The following is a 3,112-nucleotide window of genomic DNA, read 5'->3' on the forward strand; positions in this document are numbered from 1 at the left end:
CCCCTGCCAAATCCTGGCTTATCCGGATTTTGAAAATCCCTCTCCGCTCACGTTTGAGATCGTCTATAACACAAAAGCTCAGCCTTCCAGCCATTACGCATACGAAATGCTTGATTTGAATAACTTTGCTTTCAATGATGGTCAGATCATCGCCGAAAAAGATGGCCTCTATCAGGTAAAGTTAAACGGAAATGGCTCCGGAGATAGCGACAGTGCTGTCGGCATTATTAGAGCCATATCAAACTACCCCAATCCCTTCAATCCGAATACCAATATTTCTTTCACTTTGACGGCCAAAGCGGAAGCAAATATCCTCATCTACAATATCAAGGGTCAGATTGTTCGTGAAATGGGCAGAAAACCATATAATGCGGGCATCAATACCATTAAATGGGATGGTAGAGACAGCGCTAACAATCCCGTTAGCAGCGGCATCTATTTTATCCGCATCAATACCGAATCTGAATCCCATACCCACAAAATGCTTATGTTGAAGTAAGCTCGTACGATTAAGATGGGAAGCGGACATCTGCTTCCCATCGTTTTAATTTTACGCAAACACTGCACAAGAAGGAGATTATGAAAATTATACTGACATTTATTCTGCTGCTCCCAGCACTACTTAGCGCTGCCATCCTCCAGGTAGCTCTGGATGGGTCACAGCCTTACACAAATATCCAGATAGCGATAGATTCTGCTTCTGAACAGGATACTATATTGGTTCATCCCGGCACATATTTCGAAAACATTGAAATTTCGGGCAGACATTTGACTATCAGCAGCCTTGAACTAATCACTTCAGATAGCACTTACATTGCTCAGACGGTGATAGACGGTAACCAAAGCAGTAGTTGCATTTTTATTGACGGGAATGCCATAGTTACTATTCGTGGTCTATACATGACCAACGGGATCGGGACTCCTACACATCCTGATTATGGAGATCTTACAAGAGTAGGGGGAGGTGTCTATGCTTATGACAGCGATGTTTCAATAATCAATTGCCGGGTCATTAATAACCGGGCAAAGGGTGGAGCAGGGATCCTTTTGGCTTACAGTTCTGGATATTTAGCCGGCACAATCATAAGCAATAACTGGGGGGAATCCAGTGGAGCATTTCGTTTTTTTGGATACTCAGTAACGGAAAGGACATTGGAATTCGATCCAATTAACCGATGTAGCATTTATAACAATTATGCGTCAATTGGGATCGATATGTTTATCACCCTACAACACATGACACATATAGATATTTACCTTGATAAGTTTACCGTGCCGGAATCATCGGTTTATTTTAGAGAATGTGTTAGTGTAAAACATGAATACGAATACAACGGTATTGAGGCTACTTTCACGTTTCATTGCAACACTACAGTCCTGACTCAGCAGTATGCTGACTTTTATGTGAGCCCGGATGGTGATGATGCCAATGCCGGTCTTTCTCCTGAAGAACCGCTAAAGACCATTGCTCTGGCTTTACATAGGATCGGTGCAGATAGCCAGCGTCCTCATACTATCTATCTGGCCAATGGAATCTACGCCGAAGACCAGCACTTTCCACTCAATTTGCGTAGCTATGTAAGCATTGTGGGCGAAAGCGAAGAAGGCGTAATCTTTGGCGTTGGTGCTCCGACTACATTCATAAACGGCTGGGACTCTGAAAAAGAGGTGACGATCAAAAATATCACATTCCAGGGTCCGGTTTATCAAGGATTTGCTCGTTTTGTGCTGATTTTTTGCAAATCTCGCGACACATTTGTTGGTGTAGTCGATAAGTTTAGTTTAACTTTGGAAAACATCAGTTTCCGCAATATCTATCCTCTGCATTACAATCTTCCGTTAGTGTTAGCCCAGATGACATATCCGGAAAAACTGATATTGCGTAATGTCACAGTGGAAAACTGTATGGTATCTACGGCCTTTTATTTATGGGGTGGAAATGTTTACGGGGATAATGTCCGCATACACAACACGTATGCTTCGCCATATGGTTTATTGGCAGGACACGCACTAAATATTTTCACTAATGATCCGCTACGAACCGGAGGGGATAATATATTTCATAATCTTGAGATAACTAATTGTAATTCAAGGTCTATCGGGGGTTCATTGGATTGTATCGTTAAGATTGGGCATTCATTTTTGCCTACCGAGTTTAGGACTTACTTTATCAATTCTACTATCACGGACAATCACTGGAGTACCGGTTATGGTGCTGCCATAAACTTGCTTGAGGATGCCAAGGTAAGCTTTATCAACAGCATTATCAGCAATGAAGCAGGTATCAATTTTATGCTGCTCAACGAGGACCTGCCTTCGAATTTACAGTTTCTGAATTGCCTGGTCGGCCCCTCTGAGAATCCCGAAGACACCGTTTACAATATGGGACCGAACAACACGATCGAATGGTATGGAACGAATCTAAGCTGCGATCCGGGGTTTTATGCCTGGGAAGAGGGCAATCCCTATACTTTGGGGCAGGATTCACCATGCATCGATGCCGGAACCATGGATTTCTCTATCTTTAATCTGCCGGATTGGTATCAGTTTCCTGCCTATGATCTGACTGGCGATCCTCGTATCTATGGGAATCAGGTGGATATGGGGGCCTATGAATGGCAGGGGCAAGTGGGAGTTGAAAATTTACTGGCCCCGCCCACTTTGAGTATGAATAATTATCCGAATCCGTTTAATCCCAGTACCACGATAGAATTCAATATCCCGGAAAACGGACGAGCTTTAGTATCTGTCTATAATACCAAAGGTCAGAGAGTAAAGAACTTGCTCGATGCTGATCTGCCCCGAGGAAAGCACACACTGGTCTGGGATGGCAGAGATGCGAATAATCATAGTCTGGCCTCGGGCATTTATTTTTTCAAACTGGAATCAGGAGGAAAAATCTCTATTCGCAAAGTTATGCTGATGAAATAGTACAAGAGACAGATGAGGATCCCAAACTTTGAGTTCTGACATGCTTTCATTATCGGTGGCGAAAGCTTCAAATAAACAGGCGAGTTTGCTGGATTGGATGCGTCTCGCATCCAGCAAGACTTCGAAGTTTTGAAAAAAGAACACGTTCCGTGCTCAGCAGGCGAGACGCCTGCTATCCAGA

The 3,112-nt window shown here is 43.4% G+C and carries 2 protein-coding genes; both read left to right on the forward strand.

Translation table 11 applies throughout. The annotated features are described in order from the left end of the window. A partial coding sequence (locus LHW48_01230) for a T9SS type A sorting domain-containing protein (protein MCB5259086.1) occupies positions 1 to 499 on the forward strand: 499 nt, incomplete at its 5' end. An 80-nt stretch (positions 500 to 579) separates the two neighbouring features. Beyond that, complete coding sequence (locus LHW48_01235) at positions 580 to 2,931, forward strand: T9SS type A sorting domain-containing protein (protein ID MCB5259087.1); 2,352 nt, start codon at positions 580 to 582, stop codon at positions 2,929 to 2,931. Positions 2,932 to 3,112: the final 181 nt, after the last annotated feature.

This window comes from Candidatus Cloacimonadota bacterium (assembly GCA_020532355.1).
Lineage (GTDB): Bacteria > Cloacimonadota > Cloacimonadia > Cloacimonadales > Cloacimonadaceae > UBA5456.

Coding starts and splice junctions, on each gene's coding strand:
- LHW48_01235 (MCB5259087.1), top strand. CDS start 580: ATGAAAATTATACTGACATTTATTCTGCTGCTCCCAGCACTACTTAGC.